This is a genomic window from Caballeronia sp. GAFFF2 (genome assembly GCF_023631485.1).
GTDB lineage: Bacteria > Pseudomonadota > Gammaproteobacteria > Burkholderiales > Burkholderiaceae > Caballeronia.
On sequence record NZ_JALQDA010000010.1, the window covers coordinates 1 to 19,836 of the forward strand.

17 protein-coding genes and 1 tRNA gene are annotated in these 19,836 nt (G+C 62.0%); 7 read left to right on the forward strand and 11 right to left on the reverse strand.

The genetic code is table 11. The features are described 5' to 3' along the window. Positions 1-143: 143 nt before the first annotated feature. A complete protein-coding gene (locus NCT04_RS07295) occupies positions 144-1,076 on the reverse strand; it encodes a LysR substrate-binding domain-containing protein (protein WP_244825293.1) in 933 nt (310 codons plus the stop codon). Positions 1,077-1,356: 280 nt separating this feature from the next. Between NCT04_RS07295 and NCT04_RS07300 the strand changes: the two genes are divergently transcribed. The 4 genes from NCT04_RS07300 (at position 1,357) to NCT04_RS07315 (ending at position 6,222) form a co-directional block, all read left to right on the forward strand. Next, a complete protein-coding gene (locus tag NCT04_RS07300; protein WP_250464715.1) occupies positions 1,357-2,928 on the forward strand; it encodes an ABC transporter ATP-binding protein in 1,572 nt (523 codons plus the stop codon). Between the two features lie 2 nt (positions 2,929-2,930). Beyond that, positions 2,931-4,037 carry an ABC transporter permease gene (locus tag NCT04_RS07305; RefSeq protein WP_244825291.1) on the forward strand — a complete coding sequence of 369 codons (1,107 nt, stop codon included), beginning with the start codon at positions 2,931-2,933 and terminating at the stop codon, positions 4,035-4,037. A 13-nt stretch (positions 4,038-4,050) separates the two neighbouring features. After that, positions 4,051-4,980: an ABC transporter permease gene (locus NCT04_RS07310; RefSeq protein ID WP_250464716.1), complete on the forward strand. Its 930-nt coding sequence runs from the start codon at positions 4,051-4,053 to the stop codon at positions 4,978-4,980. Positions 4,981-5,136: 156 nt separating this feature from the next. Continuing rightward, positions 5,137-6,222, forward strand: coding sequence for a BMP family ABC transporter substrate-binding protein (locus NCT04_RS07315; protein ID WP_244825289.1), 1,086 nt, complete (start codon positions 5,137-5,139; stop codon positions 6,220-6,222). Positions 6,223-6,295: 73 nt separating this feature from the next. Here the strand turns inward: NCT04_RS07315 and NCT04_RS07320 are convergent, their stop codons facing one another. The 4 genes from NCT04_RS07320 to NCT04_RS07335 all read right to left on the reverse strand — a co-directional run bounded on the left by NCT04_RS07320 (position 6,296) and on the right by NCT04_RS07335 (position 9,495). Continuing rightward, positions 6,296-6,505 (reverse strand): dodecin, encoded by a 210-nt coding sequence (locus NCT04_RS07320; RefSeq protein WP_244825288.1) that lies wholly within the window; start codon positions 6,503-6,505, stop codon positions 6,296-6,298. A 175-nt stretch (positions 6,506-6,680) separates the two neighbouring features. After that, positions 6,681-7,172 (reverse strand): hypothetical protein, encoded by a 492-nt coding sequence (locus NCT04_RS07325; RefSeq protein ID WP_244825287.1) that lies wholly within the window; start codon positions 7,170-7,172, stop codon positions 6,681-6,683. Positions 7,173-7,490: 318 nt separating this feature from the next. After that, a complete protein-coding gene (mscL, locus tag NCT04_RS07330) occupies positions 7,491-7,934 on the reverse strand; it encodes a large conductance mechanosensitive channel protein MscL (protein WP_244825286.1) in 444 nt (147 codons plus the stop codon). Between the two features lie 172 nt (positions 7,935-8,106). Then, positions 8,107-9,495 carry a DUF2252 domain-containing protein gene (locus NCT04_RS07335; protein ID WP_244825285.1) on the reverse strand — a complete coding sequence of 463 codons (1,389 nt, stop codon included), beginning with the start codon at positions 9,493-9,495 and terminating at the stop codon, positions 8,107-8,109. Between the two features lie 221 nt (positions 9,496-9,716). On the opposite strand from NCT04_RS07335, the gene glgX reads away from it, so the two are divergent. Continuing rightward, on the forward strand, positions 9,717-11,927 hold the full coding sequence (gene glgX, locus NCT04_RS07340; protein ID WP_250464718.1) for a glycogen debranching protein GlgX: 2,211 nt from the start codon (positions 9,717-9,719) through the stop codon (positions 11,925-11,927). A 507-nt stretch (positions 11,928-12,434) separates the two neighbouring features. On the opposite strand, the gene NCT04_RS07345 is transcribed toward glgX, so the two are convergent. From NCT04_RS07345 to NCT04_RS07355, 3 genes are all read right to left on the reverse strand, one after another. After that, positions 12,435-13,667 carry a tetratricopeptide repeat protein gene (locus tag NCT04_RS07345; RefSeq protein WP_250464720.1) on the reverse strand — a complete coding sequence of 411 codons (1,233 nt, stop codon included), beginning with the start codon at positions 13,665-13,667 and terminating at the stop codon, positions 12,435-12,437. Positions 13,668-13,811: 144 nt separating this feature from the next. After that, positions 13,812-14,492: a PspA/IM30 family protein gene (locus tag NCT04_RS07350; protein WP_244825282.1), complete on the reverse strand. Its 681-nt coding sequence runs from the start codon at positions 14,490-14,492 to the stop codon at positions 13,812-13,814. A gap of 207 nt (positions 14,493-14,699) precedes the next feature. Beyond that, entirely contained in the window at positions 14,700-15,089 is a 390-nt protein-coding gene (locus NCT04_RS07355) for a plasmid mobilization protein (RefSeq protein WP_250464722.1), read from the reverse strand. A 556-nt stretch (positions 15,090-15,645) separates the two neighbouring features. On the opposite strand from NCT04_RS07355, the gene NCT04_RS07360 reads away from it, so the two are divergent. After that, positions 15,646-18,207, forward strand: a complete 2,562-nt coding sequence (locus NCT04_RS07360; protein ID WP_250464724.1) for a penicillin-binding protein 1A — start codon at positions 15,646-15,648, stop codon at positions 18,205-18,207. Between the two features lie 73 nt (positions 18,208-18,280). Here NCT04_RS07360 and NCT04_RS07365 read toward each other — a convergent pair whose 3' ends face one another. From NCT04_RS07365 to NCT04_RS07375, 3 genes are all read right to left on the reverse strand, one after another. Beyond that, on the reverse strand, positions 18,281-18,721 hold the full coding sequence (locus NCT04_RS07365) for a copper chaperone PCu(A)C (protein WP_250464726.1): 441 nt from the start codon (positions 18,719-18,721) through the stop codon (positions 18,281-18,283). Between the two features lie 7 nt (positions 18,722-18,728). Continuing rightward, positions 18,729-19,091, reverse strand: coding sequence for a copper homeostasis periplasmic binding protein CopC (gene copC, locus NCT04_RS07370; protein WP_244825279.1), 363 nt, complete (start codon positions 19,089-19,091; stop codon positions 18,729-18,731). Positions 19,092-19,172: 81 nt separating this feature from the next. Further along, the gene (locus NCT04_RS07375; RefSeq protein WP_250464728.1) at positions 19,173-19,544 is read right to left on the reverse strand and encodes a DUF2946 domain-containing protein; all 372 of its coding nucleotides are present in this window, start codon (positions 19,542-19,544) and stop codon (positions 19,173-19,175) included. A gap of 201 nt (positions 19,545-19,745) precedes the next feature. Between NCT04_RS07375 and NCT04_RS07380 the strand changes: the two genes are divergently transcribed. After that, positions 19,746-19,822, forward strand: a tRNA-Met gene (locus tag NCT04_RS07380). Positions 19,823-19,836: the final 14 nt, after the last annotated feature.

Genomic DNA, 19,836 nt, shown 5'->3' on the forward strand with positions numbered 1-19,836 from the left:
GTGGGGGGGGGGGGGACCCGTCTCACGGGGGGGGGGGGTGTAGTCTGGGTGGGGGGTGGTGGGGGGGGGCGCGGGGGGGGGGGGGGGGCGGGCCGCCGCGCCCCCCCCCCCCCCCCCCCGCGAGAACGCCGCGAGAACCGTTTTCAAGGCTGATCGATAAGCGAGCGCGTTGCTTCCGCGACGAGACCGCGTAGCCACCGAACCTCATCGGAGTAATGACAGCGCTCGTGCCACAACTGGTAGTACTGCATGGGCGGAAAGTCGAGCGGCGCCGGCACGACGGCAAGCGGCAGGAACCTCGCGTAATGATCGGCGAAGAGGCGGGTAGTCGTGAAGACGAGATCCGACTTGATCAGCACGTAAGGCGCGAGATTGAAGTAAGGCAGCGTGACCACGACATGACGCTTGAGCCGCTCGCGCGCCAGATGCACGTCGATCGCCCCGCGCTGCCCGACCGAATAAGGCGTGGGCGCAAGATGCGGCGCGTTGAGATATTGATCGAGCGTGAGACCGCCGCGCTTGGCGAACGGATGTTGATTGCTGACGAGACACACGATCTTGTCGACGAACAGATTCGACAGATGCAATTGCTCCGGCGGTTCGGGCCAGTTGCCGACGACGATATCGAGCTTGCCATCTTCCAGCGCGAGTTCGTAATCGAACGCGGGTCCGAGCGAATGGAATTCGAGCGTTGCATTGGGCGCGGCCTGCCGGAAGCGCTCGACAACCGTCGGCACGAACAGAACGTTCAGATAGTCGGGACAGCCAATGCGATAACACCGCACCGACGTGGAAGGGTCGAAATTATGCTGCTGCACCTTGATTCGCTCGATCTCGCGCAAGGCATTCTGCGTGGGTTCGAGCAAGCGTAGACCGTATTCGGTGGGCACCATCCCGGACTTGCCGCGCACGAGCAGCGGATCTCCGGTGATGTCGCGCAGACGCCGGAGCGCCGCGCTGATGGCAGGTTGCGACTGATTGAGCTTGACGGCCGCACGGGTGACGCTGCGTTCCATCAGCAAAGTGTGCAAGACGCGCAATAAGTATGTATCGATCGCCTCGCGCTGCTGACTCATGTTATCTCCGCTATAGCCAGTATATGTTCTGGCTGATCGTTCGTAGGGTGTTGCATATCATTTTTAATATGACGGAGAGATTACGTCAAGGTGTGGCTTACCCGCAAAGACTGGGAGAGCGGCGCATTGCATCGAATTTTGAGAGATCGACTTCGTGTCGCGAATTCTGTAAATTCTGCCCGCGGTATGGTTTGATGCGACACCTTTGTGTCACAAGACCCGTCTGCGGTCCTTTTCTTCCAGCTCGGCCTGCCGGTGGCCGGGCGCACTCCGTGAACTCATGGGCAACGCCATCACCCCTACGGATACGCCACCGCGCCTGGCGCTATCCGGCATCAGCAAGCAGTACCCGTCCGTCAAGGCCAACGACGGCGTGAACCTCATCGTGAAGCCAGGCGAGATTCACGCGGTGCTCGGCGAGAACGGCGCGGGCAAGTCCACGCTGATGAAAATCATCTATGGCGCGGTGCGTCCGGATGAAGGCGAGATTCGCTGGCAGGGCGAAGTCGTCGAAATCGGCAGTCCGGCGGCGGCGCGCAAGCTCGGCATCGGCATGGTGTTCCAGCACTTCTCGCTGTTCGAGACGCTGACCGTTGGCGAGAACATCGCGCTCGCGCTCGACGACAAGTTCGACATGAAAGCGCTGTCCAAGCGTATTCGCGATGTGTCGGCGGACTACGGGCTCGATGTCGATCCGCAACGTCACGTTCACAGTCTCACCGTCGGCGAACGTCAGCGCGTGGAGATCGTGCGCTGTCTTCTGCAGAACCCGCGCTTGCTCATCATGGACGAGCCGACTTCGGTGCTGACGCCGCAAGCGGTCAAGAAGCTCTTCACCGTGTTGCGACGGCTCGCGGCGGAAGGGTGCAGCATTCTCTACATCAGTCACAAGCTCGACGAAATTCGCGCGCTCTGCGAGAACGCCACCGTGATGCGCGGCGGCCGCGTGACCGGCAATGTCGATCCGCGCAACGAAACGGATGCCTCGCTCGCGCAATTGATGGTCGGCCATTCGCTGCCGGATTATCAGCGTCGCCAACACACGCCGGGCGATGTCCGGCTCGCGGTGAAGAACCTTTCGGTGGCGAGTCCCGATCCGTTCGGCACGTCGCTCGAAAACGTCTCCTTTGCCGTGCAGGCGGGCGAGATTTTCGGGATCGCGGGCGTGTCGGGGAACGGTCAGGCGGAATTGCTCGCGTCGCTCTCGGGCGAGATTCGCGATTCCCATGTCGCAACGGACGCCGTGTCGATCTGCGGCACGCCAGCCGCGCGGCTGTCCGCGGGCGCGCGGCGGCGTCTGGGCTTTGCGTTCGTGCCGGAAGAGCGGCTCGGGCGCGGCGCGGTTCCGGCCATGTCGCTTGCCGAGAATGGCTTGCTCACCGCGCATCGGCAGAGCATGGTGCGCGGCGGCTGGGTCAACTCGCGCGCGGTCAAGAGCTTTGCCGATCGCTGCATCAAGGCCTTCGACGTGCGTTGCGGCGGCAGCGGCGCGTTCGCGCAAAGTCTGTCGGGCGGCAATTTACAGAAGTTCATCGTCGGCCGCGAGATTCTTCAGGAGCCGAAGGTGCTCGTCGTCGCCCAGCCGACCTGGGGCGTCGATGTCGGCGCGGCGGGCTTCATCCGCCAGCAGTTGCTCGATCTCGCGGCGCGCGGCGTCGCCATTCTGGTGATCTCCGAGGAACTGGAAGAACTGTTCGACATCTGCGACCGGCTCGCCGTGATCGCGCGCGGCAAGCTGTCGCCGGTGCGCAAGACGCGCGAGACCAACGCGGAGGAAGTCGGCCTGTTCATGGCCGGACTCTTCGACGGAAAGCGCGCGCCCGCAGCCGAACTCGACTCATTGAGCAAGTAAAGATGATCTTCCCTTATCGACTCGAAGCGCGCCCGACACCGTCGCGCGCCATGCAGCTCGCTGTGCCCGTGGTCGCCGCGGTGGCGACGCTCGTCATCGGCTTCCTGATTTTCAGTCTCGTCGGGCAGGACCCGCTGCGCGCGATGCACGCGTTCTTCGTCGAACCGCTCTCGAACGTGAACGGCTGGTCGGAGCTCGTGCTGAAGGCGTCGCCCTTGTGCCTGATCGGGCTCGGGCTTGCGGTCGGTTATCGCGCGAACGTGTGGAATATCGGCGCGGAAGGGCAGATGCTTCTCGGCGGTATCGTCGCGGGCGGCATCGCCATCCATGTCGGCGATACCTCCGGCTGGTGGACGCTGCCCTTGATGATGCTCGGCGGCGTCGTGGGCGGCATGCTCTGGGCGGCGATTCCCGCGCTGCTCAAGAGCCGCTTCAACACCAACGAGATTCTGACGAGCCTCATGCTCACCTACGTCGCCACGCAGTTGCTGATCTATCTCGTGAGCGGCCCGTGGCGCGACCCCGAAGGCATGAACTTCCCCATCTCGGCGATGTTCGGCGACGACGCGCTCTTCCCGCGTCTCTACGGCGACTGGCACTGGACGTGGCTCAAGGGCACGCGTATCAACGCGTCGGTGTTTCTCACGGCCATCGCGGTGCCGCTCGTGTGGGTTTTCATGCGCAAGAGTTTCGCGGGCTTTCGCATGAACGTGGGCGGTCTTGCGCCGCTCGCCGCGCGCTACGCCGGTTTCTCGGACAAGAAGACCATCTGGACCTCGCTCCTGCTCTCGGGCGGCCTCGCCGGGCTCGCGGGCATGGGCGAAGTGGCCGGGCCTATCGGGCAATTGCAGGCGGGCTGGTCGCCGGGATACGGCTTCACGGCGATCATCGTCGTGTTCGTGGGACGGCTGCATCCGGTGGGCATCGTGCTCGCAAGTCTCCTGATGGCGCTGCTCTACCTCGGCGGCGAAGCGGTGCAGACCTCGCTGCAACTGCCGCAGGCGCTTGCGGGCGTCTTCCAGGGCTTGCTGCTCTTTTGCCTCCTCGGTTGCGACCTGTTCGTCAATTACCGCATCCGGCGCCGCGCGATCGCGCATCACGCTTCCTGACGAGACCTACGACATGGATATCAATCAAGCCAGCAATCTCGCCTCGAGCGCGGTCGTCGCGGCCATTCCGCTGATGTTCGCGGGCGCGGGCGAACTCGTCGCGGAAAAGTCCGGCGTGCTCAATCTGGGCGTCGAGGGAATGATGCTGATGGGCGCCGTCACCGGCTACGCGGTGACATCGATCACGGGTCATCCGTGGCTCGGCATCGTCGCGTCGATTTTCGCGGGCATCGCGATGGCGCTGCTGTTCGGCTTTCTCACCATCACCATGCTTGCGAATCAAGTCGCCACCGGCCTTTCGCTGACGATCTTCGGCATCGGCTTTTCGGCCTACGTGGGCAAGCCGTACACGTCGGCGGCAGTGCGCGCGAGCATCGACGTGATGCCGATTCCGGGTCTTGCCAGCATTCCCGTGCTCGGCCCGGCTATCTTCTCGCTTACGCCGCTCGGCTATCTTGCGTTCATCATGTTCGGCGTGATCGGCTGGTTTCTCTACAAGACGCGTGCGGGGCTCGTGCTGCGCTCGGTCGGCGAATCGCCTTCGGTCGCGCACTCGGTGGGCTTTCCCGTGGTCGGCGTGCGCTACGGCGCGACGCTCTTCGGCGGCGCGATGGCCGGTATCGCGGGCGGCTATTACTCCATCGTCTATCTGCACGTCTGGCAGGAGCAGCTCACGTCCGGACGCGGCTGGATTGCGCTCGCGCTCGTCGTGTTCGCCACTTGGCGGCCAGGGCGTCTTTTGATCGGCGCGCTCTTGTTCGGCGCCGTGATGGCGCTGCAGTTCTACGCGCAGGCCATCGGCGTGCCGGTGCCGACGCAGTTTCTCGCGATGCTGCCGTATATCGCGACCATCGTCGTGCTGGTGCTGATCTCGCGCAATCCGAACACCATCAAGCTGAACGCGCCCGCATCGCTTGGCAAGCCGTTCTTCGCGGCAAGCTGAACGTGGATTTGGCAACGCGCGCGCGGTTCTCCGCTGTTGCAGGGAGGCAGCACGCGCGCCGTCAGACGGTTCCGTTGCGATTTTTTTCCGACGAAACTGGCGCACGTCGTTTTCCATTTCGTGGCTCATCAAACAACATCGACCAGGAGAAACACAATGAATAAACCATGGCTGAAGGCAATCGCGGCAACCGTCGCTTTGTCCGCCACGCTCGCGACGGCGAGCGCGCAAGCGGCGGATGCACCGGGCGTCGCGTTCGTCTATCTCGGCAATCCGGGCGATGCAGGCTGGACCTTCGCGCACGACGCGGGCAGCAAGGAAGCCGAAGCGAAGTTCGGCGACAAGATCAAGATCACGCGCGTGGAAAACGTGCCGGAATCCGCCGACTCGGAGCGCGTGTTCCGCGATCTGGCGAACAAGGGCAACAAGGTCATCTTCGGCACGAGCTTCGGCTATCAGGACTTCCAGTTGAAGGTGGCGAAGGATTTCCCGGACACGATTTTCCTCACGGCCACGGGCTTCAAGAAGGCCAAAAACTTCGGCACATATGACGTGCGGATGTATCAAGGCGCGTACTTGGCAGGCGTCGCCGCCGGTTATGTGACGAAAAGCAATACGTTGGGCTTCGTGGCATCGGTGCCGATTCCCGAAGTGGTCCGCAACATCAACGCGTTCACGATGGGCGCGCGTTCGGTGAATCCGAAGGTCCACACGAAGGTCATCTGGATCAACAGCTGGTTCGATCCGGGCAAGGAAAAGCAGGCTGCCGAAACGCTGATCGGTCAGGGCGCGGACGTGCTCTTGCAGAACACCGACTCGAACGCCACGCTCAACACCGCGAACGAGAAGCACGTGTTCGCCTTCGGCTGGGATTCGAACATGAAGAAGTTCGGCCCGAACGCGCATTTGGGTTCGGTGGTCGCGCACTGGGGCGTGTACTACAACGCGGTCATTCAGCAAGTGCTCGATGGCAAGTGGAAGAACGACCCGGTGTGGCTCGGTATGCCGCAGAAGGCCGTGGACCTCGAAGACCTGAACAGCAGCGCGATTCCGCCGAAGGCCATGCAAGCCGTGTCGGCGAAGCGTGACGATCTGCACTCGGGCAAGTGGGATGTGTTCACGGGTCCGATCAAGGATCAGTCGGGCGCGGAAAAGGTGCCGGCCGGCAAGACGCTGACCGACCCGGAAATGCAGCGTATCAACTGGTACGTGGAAGGTGTGGACGGCTCGCTGCCGAAGTAAGCCTCGCGAGCAGGCTGCGAAACGAAAAACCGCGCGTCGTGCTGCCACGACGCGCGGTTTTTAATTGAAGCAATCAGTCTTCGATACGCAAGCCGACCTTGATCGTTACCTGCCAGTGCTGGATCTTGCCGTCTTCGACATGTCCGCGCGTTTCCGTCACTTCGAACCAGTGAATGTTGCGCAGCGTCTTCGATGCCTTCGACAGTGCGACGCGCACGGCGTCATCGCTCGATTCCTGCGACGAGCCGGTGAGTTCGATCTGCTTGTAGACGTGTTCCGTCATGATGTTCTCCTTGTGAAAAGCATGGCGATCGCTCGGGGCGAACGGGTGCAATGCGAAATACTCGCGGTGTCGATGCAGCAAGGCGTGCGCCAACACACAGCCGACGCATGAAAGACGCGCGCCTCGCGAAAGAGCGAGGCGCGGGGGAAAACATCGAAGGAATTCAGCCGGGGGATCAGCGCAGCGGACGCGATGCGGCGTCGCCCGCATCCTGACGACGCGCGCCGCGCCGCCTGCGCGCCGAAACGGTCGCGCCGAATTCGCTCAAGATTTGCGTGCGAGCGCGGCTTGCAAACACGAGGAAGCCGAAGCCGTTCGCTTCGTACCAGTAGCCGCCGTTCTCCAGACCGTCGAGCGGCTGTTCGAGCGCATTCGTGATCGACTCCACGCAGCGCCTGTGCAGTTCGTCGATGGCGGGATAGGGCGGTTGAGCGCCGCGCACGCTGCATAGCAGGACATCGAGACCTGGCAGCACATGCGCGTAGAGCACAGGCTCGTCCTGCGCGCGAGCGCGTGCAATTTTCGTATCGAGCTGACCGAACGGCTTGAAATGCCGCACCACGGCGAGGAAAGACTCGTCGCCATCAGCTTTCACACGTTTACGCTTTTTCGGGAAGGACATAAAAACTCGCCTGAAAAAGATTTGCAAGAAACGCAGCGTCCTCATGCGGCCACTCCCGTCTTGCGTGCCGCACGTCGATCTTTTATAGCGCATCGATGTGATCCGGTCACGGTGATTCGCAAACTTGAATGCACGCCGGGTTCTGCTACCGGTGCACACCCGTGGCGCACGAATCATGCCGATGACCGTTTGGCGGCCCGCTGGCATCCCTCTGAGCATCTATCTCAATAATAGTCCCGCTGCTGCCCTGTCGAACAGCCTAAAGAAAGAAAAAAGCGGGGGGGCGCACCAATTGACGGGTGGGTGCGCCCGGATGCAATGCGCTCACGCGCTCGACAAACCCGGCTTGCGGCCGTGATCGAATCAGACGCGCGGCCGTTTCAGCTCGTCGCGGATCTCGCGCAGCAGCAACACGTCTTCCGGCGTGGCGGCGGGCGGCGGCGGCGCTTCGGTGGGCTTGCGCAAATTGTTGATGAACTTGACCATCAGAAAGATGATGAACGCAAGGATGATGAAGTTGATCAGCACGGTAATGAACGAACCGTAGCCGAACACCGCGACACCCGCGGTCTGCAAGTCTTTATACGAATCGGGATTGCCTTTATAGCTGGGCGGTATCTGCCCCAGACGTATGAAGAGGTTCGAGAAGTCGAGCCCGCCCGTGGCCAGACCGACCACCGGCATGATCAGATCCTTCACGACGGAGTTGACTATCGTCGAGAAAGCGCCGCCGATGATCACACCAACGGCGAGGTCCATCACGTTGCCTTTGAGGGCGAAGTTCTTGAATTCGTCGATCATGCTCATGCGCGGCTTCCTCCAGTTGGTGTGAGACGTTTTTTGCGAGCTAAAAGCGGCAGCAAGGGCTATGCCATTGATCCACAGACGAAACGCCATAAGGCGCGCGCTTCGTCCGGAGACACGAGCATGATAGTCAATTCGCTCGATGAACGTGCGCGCGGCGCGCGGGACATGCCTTTCAGGTCGTGCTCACGTGCCCCACGCTGATAGCCGCGCAGAAAGCCGCGTGATCCGCGACGGTCTGTGCGCCGTAGCGTTCGGCCCAGCTTGCGTAGGCGGCGTCGAACTTGTCGGAGGTGCCGCAATAGCCCGTGATCAGCGCGGCGTCGCCCGTGCGGGCGTGCGCGCGAGCGAGCAGAAGGCCGAGACACCACGCGTAGAAATCGAAGGTCGCGCCATGCAGCCAATCGACGGGAATGGAGCCGCGAATCTGCTTCATCTGGCGTACATAGAAATCGCGCCCGGCGATGGTCGTCCAGCCAAGCAGCGCATCCGACGAACTCTGCATGAGCCTTTGCCCTTGCACGACGCGACGCCCCTGATGCTGCTGCGTCTCGTCGAGTGGCGCGACGAAGGGCGCGGCGGCCGGCACGATGCCTTCCTTCACCTGGATGAACAGCGGGTCGCCGAGCGCCCGGCCGAGCATGAGCACGAGATAGGCGCGTGTGCCGACACTGCCGACGCCCACCACGCGATGCGCCACATCGGCGACTTCGTAGCGTTCCAGCATGATGCGCCATTCGCCCGCGATGGTTTGCAGATACGGCTTCAGGCCATCGACCACATGATTCTTCTCGGCGGCGTCGAGGCGCGTGAGAATCGGCGGATCGACCTTGAAGCGCCAGCTTTTGCCAGCGGGTTCGGCGACCTTGGCGAGCATGGTCGCGTGCGACCGCTTCATTGCGCGCTCGACCGTTTTCGTGATGGTTTCCTTCTCGCTGGCATCGAGCCTGGTCGGCGCGTCGATGTGGAGGGCGCTCGCGTATGAACGCATTTGCCAGAGATCGTAGGGGCTCACCTGCCAGAGCGAAGCCATGGACGTGCGATACGCCGCGCATGCCGAACGCACCGCGCGCTCGCGACCGCTCGCATCGACGCCATTTTCGCGCGCCGCCACGTTGATGCTCGCGGTGAGGCGCTTCAGGTCCCACTCCCACGGACCGACGAGTGTTTCGTCGAAATCGTTGAGGTCGAACACCACGTCCTGACGCGGCGTGCGAAAGAGTCCGAAGTTATTGATGTGCGCGTCGCCGTCGATGATCACGTTGTGCCCGATAGAGGGCGACTTCGCCAGATCCCAGGCCATGACCGTGGCCGACCCGCGCAGGAACGCAAACGGCGACTCGGCCATGCGCGCCATGCGCAGCGGGATGAGCCGCTCTTGACGGCCGGCGTTGACGGCGAGCACGCGCTCGACAGGGTTCGGCCGGTTGGCTTCGGGCTGCCAGCCCGCGTGGGCTTCGAAGGGCACGGCGTCGCGCAGCGCGCGGCCCTTGGCGCGGCTTTCCTCGGCCGTGCCAAGCGTATCGGATGATGTCGATGCCAAGGAGTTCGGGCGCGTGGGCAAGCGAATTCTCCTTCAGACGCTTACGCGCCGATAGTTTTTACAAGGCACGCCCACTCATTCGGTCGGCGTGTCGATCTAATCTTGCGCCGAAGCAAGCATCACGCCGGAGGAGCCTGCGTGTGCGTGGGCACGCGATGTGCTCACTCATGTCCGCTGGAATCGCCCAACGCGACACATCATCCCGACGCTTTACGCGTCACTCTATTCGAACTCATCATCTCATGCCGAACGAACTCCGCATTGCCGAGGGCTCTCCCTTTCCGCTCGGCGCGACCTGGGACGGAAAAGGCGTCAACTTCGCGCTGTTTTCCGCCCACGCCACCAAAGTCGAGCTGTGCCTCTTCGACGAAAAGGGCGAGCAGGAGACGCATCGCATCGAATTGCCCGAATATACCGACGAAGTCTGGCACGTCTACATCAACGACCTGGCGCCTGGCGCGGTCTATGGTTATCGCGTGCACGGACCGTACGAGCCCGAAGCGGGACATCGCTTCAATCCGAACAAGTTGCTGCTCGACCCGTATGCCAAGGCGCACGTTGGCGAACTTAAATGGGACCCCGCCGTGTTCGGCTACACGCTGAACGCGGAAGGCGACGATCTCACCTTCGACGAACGCGACAGCGCGCCCTTCATGCAGAAGTGCCAGGTCGTCGATCAGACGTTCTCGTGGACGCACCCGACACGTGGCCGCGTGCCTTGGGAACACACGATCTTCTACGAGACCCACGTGCGCGGCTTCACGAAACGCCATCCGGCGATTCCCGAGCATATGCGCGGCACGTTCGAAGGGCTCGGCCAGAAGGAAATCGTCGATTACATCAAGAGTCTGGGCGTAACGTCCGTCGAACTGATGCCGATCCAGGCGTTCGTCAACGACAGCTACCTGCTCGACAAGGGACTCACGAACTACTGGGGCTACAACACCATCGGCTTTTTCGCTGCCGATCCGCGCTTCTTTGCGCGCGGTTCGGGTGCGATCGCGGAGTTCAAGGAGATGGTCGACCGCCTGCACGAAGCCGGCCTCGAAGTGATCCTCGACGTGGTCTACAACCACACCGCCGAAGGCAACGAACGCGGGCCGACGCTGTCGTTCCGGGGTATCGACAACGCGTCGTACTATCGGCTGATGCCGGACGAGCCGCGTTACTACATCAACGATACGGGCACGGGCAACACGCTCAATCTTTCGCATCCGCGTGTCTTGCAGATGGTCACCGACAGCCTGCGTTACTGGGTGACGGAAATGAACGTCGATGGCTTCCGCTTCGATCTCGCCACCATTCTCGGACGCGAGACCTATGGATTCGACGAAGGCGGCGGGTTCCTCGACAGCTGCCGTCAGGACCCTATCCTCGCGACCGTGAAGCTGATCGCGGAGCCGTGGGATTGCGGTCCGGGCGGCTATCAGGTCGGCGGTTTCCCGCCGGGCTGGGCGGAATGGAACGACCGTTATCGCGATACCGTGCGCGGTTTCTGGAAGGGCGACGAAGGCGAAGCGCCAGAACTCGCCACGCGCATGACCGCGTCGGGCGACAAGTTCAACAAGCGCGGACGCCGTCCGTGGGCGAGCGTGAACTTCATCACGGCGCACGACGGCTTTACGCTCAACGATCTCGTCTCCTATAACGACAAGCATAACGACGCGAACGGCGAAGACAACAAGGACGGCCATTCGGACAACAAGTCGTGGAACTGCGGCGTGGAAGGTCCGACCGACGATCCCGAGATTCGCGCGCTGCGCGAGCGCCAGAAGCGCAATCTGCTCGCGACGCTCCTGTTCTCGCAAGGCACGCCGATGATCCTGGCCGGCGACGAATTCGGCCGCACGCAAGAGGGTAACAACAACGCGTATTGTCAGGACGACGATATCAGCTGGGTGAACTGGGATATCGACGACGAAGGTCGCGCACTTACCGAGTTCGTCCGCAAATTGACGACGTTACGTCATACGCTGCCCGTGCTGCGGCGTCAGCGGTTCCTGACGGGCGAGTATCGCCAGGATCTCGAAGTCGCGGACGTTAAGTGGCTTAGTCCGGACGGCCAGGAACTGTCGGACGAGCAATGGGGCGACCCAAACATGCGCTGCTTTGGCATGGTGCTCGACGGTCGCGCGCAGGCGACGGGCATTCGCAAGCCGGCATCCGATGCGACGTTGCTGCTGATCGTCAATTCATATCACGATGTCGTGGATTTCAAGCTGCCTGATATCCCGGGCTCGGATCAGTGGAGTTGCCTCATCGATACGAACGCGCCGATTCGCGAGGAACTGGAAGATTTCGACTCGGGGAACGTGTATCAGGTGACGGGGCGTTCGCTGCTGCTGTTGGCCTTGCATGCGCGCGGCGCGACGCGGCGAATCTTCAAGCGACTGGAAGAAGCGCTGACGGATGACGTGCCGCCCGATACGCCGGAAGACAAGCCGGCCGCGTGAGGAATGAGATGACCCTTGCGTAGTGACCGGACGCAAGCGGTTATCATGCAGTTCCCTCGATGACGACGAGGCGGCGGCGAGCCGCCTCTTTTTTTAACCATGCCATTTCGCTTCTTTTTCCCTGTGCGGTTGCATGAAAGACTTCGCGCGGCGCCTGGCGCATGATGCTGCAAGCGTTGATGCGCGTTGCAACGTGGGATCAGCTCGAACGCATTTGGGAATTCGTGGTTGGGTTCTTCAAGTTCTTGTGGGCGTTGTTGCGGTTTTTGGGTGGCGGGGGGTGAGCCTTTTGCGTCCCTGATGTATTGAGCTTTTGCGCGGGCTTATGGCAGCAACACTCGTCGATGTGCCGGACTGGGTCGGTCTCCATAGCTGCTAATGCTCGAAATATCGAGCTTTAGCGCACGCTCCACATGCTGAACGTTACGGCCGAAAAGCCAAGCGAGCGCCCCCAAAAAAAACCCCGCACGAAGCGGGGCTCATAACGCCAGTTTCCAACCGCGCGAATCACGTATCGCGCCAGCTATCATCCGTGCTGCCGAGGTCTACGCCGCCACCGCCATCGCTCCAATCGTTCGAGCCGTTGCCGAGGTCGAGACCGCCGCCGCCGCCACCACCATTGCCGAAGTCCAGGCCGCCGCCGTTGTCGTTGCGACGTTCCACTGGCACGTCACGCTCGATTACGCGTTCTCGTCCGTTCGACAGCGCTTCGCCAAGTAGCACGCCCGTCAACAAACCGCCCATGCCGCCGCCGAATCCACCGCCGCCTTGCTGAATGACGACCGGCGGCTGTTGCCCTTGCTGCGGATACGGACCCTGTTGAGGATAAGGCCCCTGCGGTCCGTAAGGCTGCTGCTGCCCGCGCCCGAAGCGCTCCGCTTCTTGCGCATACGCCGACTGTCCCTGCGCCGCGGCCTGGGCAGCGTTCGGGTCGGGACGGCCTTCGGCGCGCGCCTTCAAACTCGCCACCTGATTTTCCAAATCCTGAATCGCATACGGCGGCACGGGGTTTTTGGCATCCGACAACGCCTCGACCATCTCACGCAATTGCGTCTCGGCGCCTTCCACTTCCTTTAGCAATGCCTCATGCCCAGGCGTCGTGGAAAGCCGGACGTCGAGCTTGAGCGAACGCACTTCGTTCAGCAGTTCGGTCGCGCGCTTGAGTTGCGTGCGACGATCGTCGTCGGCGCGGCCATCGTCACGGACGCGGGCGCGCTTCATTCCCCAGCGCAGCACGAGCGCAATCGCACCGATCAGCACGATCAAGCCGATCCACATGCCGATCGACGGTCCATGTTTCTGCGGCGCGACCGGTGCGCCCTGATTGAACGGATTGGTCGCGACCGCGCCGGTCGAACTGCGCGTCTCGTTACCGGCGTTTGGGCTGATGCTGGCGCGATTCGCATCGGCCTGAATGCGCGCCTGCGTTTCGTTGAAGCGCGCGGGCGTCGTGAAGCCAAGCGCGGGATCGATGGACTGCGCCTGTTGAAGATGCGAAAGCGCGTCGCTATAGCGGCCTTCGCGATCGAGCACCTGCGCATAGAGATAATGCGCGTGAGCATTCTTCGGATGCGCGTCGAGCACTTCGCTCAACTGCGAATCGGCCTTTTGCCAGTTGCCTTGCGTCATCGACTGCTCGACTTGCTGCGCGGTGGGCACGGCGAAGGCGAGCGGAGACGCAACCGACAGGCAAAGGGCCAGGGATAGCGAGAGCGCAAGAGCCGACAGAGTCTTTTTCATGTTGCAGGCCGGGCGCGATAAGCACCCGTCTCCTTTCTGAGCTGCAATCGGGGAAAGCGAATGCTTGCATGCAAGCGCGATTCCCGCTGATTCGTCCGGCGCGCGCGCGAGCCGCCAGGGCCGCGCCGCGCACTGACGAACATATTACTGCGCCGGCGTATTCAACTGCTTCTTCAGCGCTTCGAGACGGTCTTCCACGGACGGACCGCGATTGAGCGCCGCGAGTTTGTCATCGAGCGCCTTGCCCGACTTCTGATCCGCCGAATTCAGACGCGCGTCCGAGCGCGCGTTGGCCAACTGCACCTTGTCTTCGAGCTTCTGGAAGTCTTCGGACAGATTCTTTCCGCCGATGCCGCCCAGCGCGGTCGCGGCCGTGTCTTTCGCGGTGGCGATCTGCTGCTTGGCCTGCAGAATGTTCGAGCGCGCGTTCAAGTCGTTGCGACGTTGACGCATGTCGTTGATCTGCTGCTTCAAATGCTCCACCGAAGGCACGAGTGTCTGCAATTCGCCGGCGAGGGCATCGCGTTCCGTCTCGGCGTTGGCTTGCGCGGCGAGAGCTTCGCGCGCGAGGCTTTCATCGCCGGTTTGCAGCGCGCGCTTTGCGCCGTCTTCGTACTTCTTCGCTTTCTCGGCCGCGACGTCGCGCTTGCTCTGCTGCGTGGCGACCTGCGCCTCGATTTCGATCAACGAGTTCTCAGCCTTGGCGATGCTGTCGTCGAGCTCGCGCACGATCTGCCGCGCATCGCGCGATGGGTCCTGCATGGTGTCGGCTGCGTCGTTGAGCAGACCTTTGACCGTGCGCGTGATGGAATCCAGAAGCGACATGTATTTCTCCTTGATGAAGACCGCGGCATGCAAGCCCGCGCGGCTCGAATGTGAGGCGCATGGCGCAGGATTGCAAGCGTCGTTGACCAGCCGATGACGACCGGGTTTACCCCGCTTATTAGAGCATGCCGCGCCTTAATCGGGGCTTAAGCAAGGTGAAGGAGTGTAACGTCGTGCAAACGAACGAAGCGGAATACAGCGCGTGCTTCAGTTGTCCGCGCGGCCGTCGTCGGTTAGAGAGGCATCGTCGTCCAGAGGTTCGTCGGGACTTGCGGATTCGTCGGGCACAGGAAGGTGCGCAGGCTTCGCGGCCGCGCGCTTGGTGGCGCTTGCCGCTGCTTCCCGCGCCTCGCGGGCCGCGGCCTTGGCAGCGACGCTGCGCAAGGCCGCGGTCAGTGGATCGGGCGCCTTGGGCGCGCGCAGGCGATCGACGATACCCGCTGCCTTGATCTGCTCGCTCGTCGCGTTGAAGTTGAGCACTGCACGCCGCATCAGCTCGCTCACGCTGATGCCGAGCTGATCCGCCGTGTTGCTGATGGCGAGTTTCTGCGCCGGGGTCACGAAAACAACGATGCGTTCGGTAGGCTTGGTCGTCATGGGCAGCTCGCAAACAGTAGGGCGGTTGTAAGCGCGTAAGCGCGTTGGCACAAGTTGGGCGCTTGAACCGCGTTCCCTATCATCAAACGGCACGACTTCTTTACCGCAACTTCTGGCGCCACTCTTAAAACCTGAGCGGCTTAAAACTAATCATATCGGTTTCGCGGGCTCGCGCGTGCGGCCGCGACCGCATGGCAACGATCCTCGGGCATTTCGCAAAACTGCTCTGCGATCAACCACTTGGCTATTTTCTCATACGGTTGTCCACAAGGCTTTCAACACTTTCGGTGGATAACCTCGGTGCAACCCCGACCGTTTCCGCCGAAGACCGGGCTTCGGGCGCCACATCGGCAATTACTTACAAAAAATCGCGACGGGTTTTGTAGCGTCGCCTGCGAATTCTTTAAAATGCGCTGTTATTCACGGTTACCCGTCCCATACGGTCGAAGCCGGCCTGCCCATTCGCTTGGTCCCGTCTTTCTGAAAGTGCTCAGGCGCTGACATACCCAAGGCGCCACAGAGCGCGCGCTTCGAAGCGCGCGGAACGATCCCAGTCATGCCTATCATCAAACGACCCGACTCTACGAATTCATCGCGACTGAATCGCGAACCTCGCTGGAACGACTCATCCAACGATGCCGGCGGCGGCAACGGACGCGATGGCGGCAATGGCGGCAATGGCGGCAATGGCGGCAATGGCGGCCGCAATGGAAAGAATGGCCGCGACGGGCGCGATTCCCGACGCTCGCCGCTCGCGCGCGTCGCGCTGTGGTTGGCGGGGCTCGCGGCTATCGGCGTGGTGGTGGGCGGGCTGATCGTCGGCTATGCGCTCGTCGTGATGGAGCCGAACCTGCCTTCGCTCGATGCGCTGATCGACTATCGCCCGAAAGTGCCGCTTAGGGTCTACACGTCGGATCACGTGCTGATCGGCGAATTCGGCGAAGAGCGCCGCAGCCTCGTGCGTTTTCAGGACATTCCCGACCAGATGAAGAAGGCGGTGCTCGCCATCGAGGATTACCGCTTCTACGATCACGGTGGCGTCGATTTCATCGGCATTCTGCGTGCTGGCGTAAGCGACATCACGCACGGCGGCGCGTCGCAAGGCGCAAGTACGATCACCATGCAGGTCGCGCGCAACTTCTTTCTGTCGAGCGAAAAGACTTATACGCGCAAGATCTACGAGATGCTGCTCGCCTACAAAATCGAGCGCGCGTTGACGAAAGACCAGATTCTCGAGTTGTATATGAATCAGATCTATCTCGGCGAACGCGCCTATGGTTTTTCCGCCGCGGCGCGCGTGTATTTCGGCAAGGACCTGAAGGACATCACGCTTGCCGAAGCCGCCATGCTCGCCGGTTTGCCGAAGGCGCCGTCGGCATATAACCCGGTGGTCAATCCGAAGCGCGCGAAGGTACGTCAGCAGTACATTCTGAAGCGCATGTTCGATCTGCACTTCATCTCGCGCGAGCAATACGATCAGGCGGTCGCCGAAGAACTTCGCACGAAGTCGGGTGGCACCGAATACGGCGTGCATGCGGAGTACGTCGCGGAAATGGTGCGGCAGATGATGTACGCGCAGTACAAGGAAGAAGCGTACACGCGCGGCCTGACGGTCACGACGACCATCGATTCCGCCGATCAGGACGCGGCCTATCGCGCCGTGCGCAAGGGCATCATGGATTACGAGCGGCGTCACGGTTATCGCGGGCCGGAAGGCAGCATCGCTCTGCCGGGCAACGCGGACGATCGCGCCGAAGCCATCGAGGATGCGCTCGTCGATCATCCGGACAACGGCGAACTCGTCGCTGCCGTGGTGACCGTGGCGAACGCGAAGCAAGTGGTCGCGCAATTCGTCGGCGGCGATACGGCCACCATTTCCGGCGAGGGCCTGCGTTTCGTCGCGGCCGCGCTGCGCAACAATGCATCGAAGGCGCTTGCCATCAAGCCGGGTTCGATCATTCGGCTGGCGAAGGACGCAAAGGACACGTGGCAGATCACGCAATTGCCGCAAGTGGAAGGCGCGCTCGTTTCGATGGTGCCGCAAGACGGCGCGATCCGCGCGCTCGTCGGCGGCTTCGACTTCAACAAGAACAAGTTCAACCACGTGACGCAAGCGTGGCGTCAGCCGGGTTCGAGCTTCAAGCCGTTCATCTATTCGGCCGCGCTCGACAAGGGCTTGGGACCGGCGACCATCATCAACGACGCGCCGCTGTACTTTCCGCCCGCATCGCCCGGTGGCGACGCCTGGGAACCGAAGGACGACGATCAACCCGACGGCCCGATGTCCATGCGCACCGGCTTGCAGAAGTCGAAGAACCTGGTGTCGATTCGTATCCTGTCGTATATCGGCACGAGCTACGCGCAGGACTTCGTCACGCAGAAGTTCGGCTTCGACAAGGACAAGACGCCGCCGTATCTGCCGCTCGCGCTGGGCGCGGGACTCGTCACGCCGTTGCAGTTGAGCGGCGCGTACTCGGTGTTCGCGAATGGCGGCTATCGCATCAACCCGTATCTGATCGGCGAAGTCGCCGATGCGCGCGGCAGCGTCATTTCGCGCGCCGATCCGCTCACGGCCAGCAAGAACGCGCCGCAGACGCTCGAACCGCGCAACGCTTACGTCATGAACAGCCTGTTGCATACGGTGGCGACGGCGGGCACGGGTTCGGGCACCAACGTGCTCAAGCGCAGCGACCTGCAAGGCAAGACGGGTACGACCAACGACGCCAAGGACGGCTGGTTCGCGGGCTATCAGCATCAGCTCGTCGCGGTGGCGTGGATGGGCTACGACCAGCCGAAGACGCTGGGCAGCCGCGAGTTCGGCGCGCAGCTTGCGTTGCCGATCTGGGTCGACTTCATGGGACGCGCGTTGCGCGGCATCCCGCAGGAACAGATGCAGCGGCCCGACGGCGTGACCACCGTGGACGGCGAACTGTTCTATGCGGATCGAACGCCGGGTGCGGGCTTCGTTGCGAGCATCGGCATGGACAACGTCAATCCGACAGCGGGCGATACCAACACTACCGGCGGCGTCGGCCCGGCGGGCATGCAGGCGCCGCCCGCGCCGCAAGTCACCACCGATGAGCGCAAGCAGATCATGGATATGTTCAATAAGCCGTGATGGATAAGGCAGGATAAAAAAACGCGCCGTGGTTCTAAACGAACCCGGCGCGTTTTCTATTGGTGACGGTGCTTCAGTTACCGACCGTCGCCGCGGACTTCACCGCGCAACTCACATCGAGCGTGCTCTTGTCCGCGAAGCTGAACGTGAGCGGAATCGTCGAGCCGATCTTGAGTGGCTTGCCCGGCTGTTCGAGCATCACGTGATAACCCTTCGGTGCGAACTGTAGCGTGCCATGCGCGGGGACATCGACGGAATCGACGGGGGCCATCGTCGCGGTGCCGCTTTTGGTATCCGACTTGTGCATCATCGCCATGCCGAACGCGGGGGTATCGACGCCCGTGAGCGTGACGGCTTTGTCGCCATTGTTGGCCAGCGTGAAGTAGCCCGACGAAGGCAGGTTCGGCGGCATTGCGCGAACCCAGCAATCGCGCGCTTCGAGCGGCGCGGCATGAGACAGCGTCGCGAAAGATGCGCACGTCAGCGCGCCGAACAATACAGCGATTTTCTTCATTGCTTTCTCACTTGACCGTGAAGTTATAGTTGCCCTGCGTGCGATGACCATCGGCGGCGACAGCTGTCCATTGCACTTTGTAGACGCCCGGCTGCAAGTCGTGGAGTGCGACGCTCATGTGCTTTTTGTCTTTCGTATCGACGACGGACTTTTCGGTGTTGACCTGCTTGCCCTGACCATTGGTCACGGTCAGTTTGCTGAAGGTCGGTTCGAGCGCTTCGCCGAAGTCGATCGATACTTCGTGCGGCGCGTTGACGGTCGCGCCGGGCCCAGGCTGTTGCAGCTTCGGCAGCGCGTGCGCGAACGCAAACGACGCCGATGCGAAGAATGCGCAAGCCAACGCGCCGCGCAAGGCGGATAGGGTACTCATGATGCATCCTTGTGATTTTCACGCTTGCCGCGCGAAGCGTGCAAACGCGAGGTATGGCATGTCGGAAGAGGGGAACGCGTATCAGGCGAGAGCAGGCGGCGCGCGAGGCAGCGCCACGCCAGGCGGCATGCGATGCGGCGCGGTGCTGTTTTGCTTGGCGACGAAAGTATCGTCGGCCAAAGTCGATGCCGCGAAGCCGTGCGGCATCGATGGCGGCGTAGGCGCATGCGCAAGCAGGTCGCAATATCCGCACGCTTGCAGATGCGAAAGAGCGTCATGGTTCGCGTGCGATGCGGTATCGACCGTATGCGCGATGCCATTCGAGCTCGACGCGCATATGGACGAGAAGAGCGCTTCGACGCGCTTGCCATCCAGCGTTTGCGATACGAGCGGCGCGAACGAAAGCAGCAGGATCGCGCATAGCGCAGCGAACCCGCTTAACTTTCTGATCATGCCGCGACGCAAGTAATGCATGCCGTGCCCGAATCTTTTTTCAATGCTCGATGACCGATCGATTATGCCATGCGTCCCGCGATGGCCTTTCGACTAAACCAATGAAGTTTTGCTGCCCGCGTGAGATGAGCTCACGAAGAAGAACGCATGAAGACCATTGCGCTTGAGTAAGTGATGACTTATAATCTTTTCTTCGACGGACGCGGGGTGGAGCAGTCTGGCAGCTCGTCGGGCTCATAACCCGAAGGTCGTAGGTTCAAATCCTACCCCCGCAACCAAGCATTCAAGCAAA